This window comes from Saccharopolyspora sp. NPDC002686 (assembly GCF_040295745.1).
GTDB classification, from domain to species: Bacteria; Actinomycetota; Actinomycetes; order Mycobacteriales; family Pseudonocardiaceae; genus Saccharopolyspora; species Saccharopolyspora oryzae.
This window is the reverse complement of record NZ_JBEOVY010000631.1, coordinates 1-1,763: the sequence shown is the minus strand read 5'-3', so window position 1 is coordinate 1,763 and position 1,763 is coordinate 1. Positions and strand designations below refer to the sequence as shown.

The 1,763-nt window shown below is 71.1% G+C and carries 3 protein-coding genes; all 3 read left to right on the top strand.

Annotation, left to right across the window (positions count from 1 at the left end; all coding sequences use genetic code 11):
* Positions 1-104 precede the first annotated feature (104 nt).
* Entirely contained in the window at positions 105-401 is a 297-nt protein-coding gene (locus ABTZ89_RS38460; protein ID WP_408641866.1) for a DUF2516 family protein, read from the top strand.
* Entirely contained in the window at positions 401-1,138 is a 738-nt protein-coding gene (locus tag ABTZ89_RS38455) for an alpha/beta fold hydrolase (RefSeq protein ID WP_351054375.1), read from the top strand. The genes ABTZ89_RS38460 and ABTZ89_RS38455 overlap by 1 nt, the downstream gene beginning before the upstream one ends.
* A 37-nt stretch (positions 1,139-1,175) precedes the next feature.
* Positions 1,176-1,763 (top strand): YbaK/EbsC family protein (locus tag ABTZ89_RS38450; protein ID WP_351054372.1); only part of this gene is annotated, 588 nt, incomplete at its 3' end.

Sequence of the window (1,763 nt, the reverse complement as noted above, 5' to 3'; positions counted from 1 at the left end):
TCCCTCACGGCCGATCACAGTTTCAATTGAAACTGCGGTCCTCTAGCTGGGGTGTGGCCGATCGGCGGGTGCCTGCGCACTTGCGCAGCACGTAAGGTGGGGGCGTGTTTACCGGCTTGGCTTTGTACCAGTGGATCCTGCTGGTGATCTGGTTCGCGGGTATCCCGGTCGGGGTCTTCGCGTTCGTGCACGCTGCCCTGCAGCGGCCTGACGCGTTCACCGCTGTGGACAAGCTGAACAAGGTGAAGTGGCTGGCCATCACGGGTGCCGCCGCGCTGCTGCTGATCCTGGACCAGCGCGGGCCGTACGGGATCATCTGGATCGCCGGGCTGGTGGCCTCGCTGGTGTACATCGTCGACGTGCGGCCCAAGGTGCGGGAGATCCAGGGACGGTCCTGGTAGTGGCTCCGCGCTGGGCGACGCACGGCCGCGGCGGGCCGGTGACGCTGGTCGTGCACGGCTTGGGCGCCACCGAGGGCGAAGCCCGCATCCCCGCTTCCGGACTCCCGGGCACCCGGGTCGTCGTCATGCTGCCGGGGCACGGCGAGGCCCCGGACGCCCCGTCCGGCTACTGGAACTACTCGTCGATCGCGGCGGACGTCCTCGCGGTCGCCGACGAGGTCGGAGCGACGCGCGCGGTCGGTGTTTCGATGGGCTCAGGTGCGCTGACCCGCATCGCGGCCGAGCACCCGGACCGGTTCGAGCGGCTGGCGCTGCTGCTCCCGGCCGCTTTGGACCGCCCGCGCAGCATCGCAGCGAACTGGTCCTTCGAACGCCTCGCTGACGCGGTCGCCGCTGGTGACGGCGCGCAGTTGCGCAAGCTCGTCGCGGAAGACCTGCCGCCGGGCGCCGAACTCGGGGACTACGTCGAGCAGCGGGCCACCGCGCTGCTCCGCCTCGAAGACGCGCTCCGCGAACTGCCCGAGCAAGCACCGCTCGCGGACGCGTCCGCGCTGAGCTCCGCCAACTCGGACGTGCTCGTCGTCGGGGCCACCGACGACCCCCTGCATCCGGCCGAGGTGGCCAAGTCCGTGGCCGCCGCCTTCGCCCGCGCGCGGCTGGAGATCTTCCCCTCGCCCGCGCCGATGCTCACCCACCGCCGCGAGCTGCGCCGCCTGCTGGTCGACTTCCTGGCCTGAACGACTGCTGCCCGGCGGCGGTTCGTATCGTCGTGGCATGGGTGCTGATTGGTCTTTGGCCGCGGGAACGCTGGACGTCGCATCGGCGCTGGAGCGCCTCGAACTGCTCGCCACCCCGGTCGCGGAGTCGGTCCGGGAGCTCGACGACTCGCGCATCGGGGCGACCGAGATCGACCCGGACCTGGCGGACACCGCTGCGTTCTGCGAGAAGTACGGCTCGCCGCTGGAGCTCTCGGCGAACTGCGTCGTCGTCGCGGGCAAGCGGTCCGGCGAGGTCCGCTACGCCGCGTGCGTGGTCCTGGCGACCACCCGCGCCGACGTGAACGGTGTGGTCAAGCGCCGCCTGGACGTCCGCAAGGCGTCCTTCGCGCCGATGGACGAAGCGGTCGAGCTGACCGCCATGGAGTACGGCGGGATCACCCCGTTCGGCCTCCCCTCGGACTGGCCGATCCTGGTCGACCCCGAGGTGGCCAAGGCCCCGGCGGTGGTGGTCGGCAGCGGCGTCCGCCGGAGCAAGCTCATCACCCCGGGCGAAGTCCTGGCCCAACTCCCGAACGCAGAAGTCCTGGAAGGCCTGGGCGAGGAGCTCACGGGGGGCCGTGACAAGGCGAGCATCCTCGCGGAC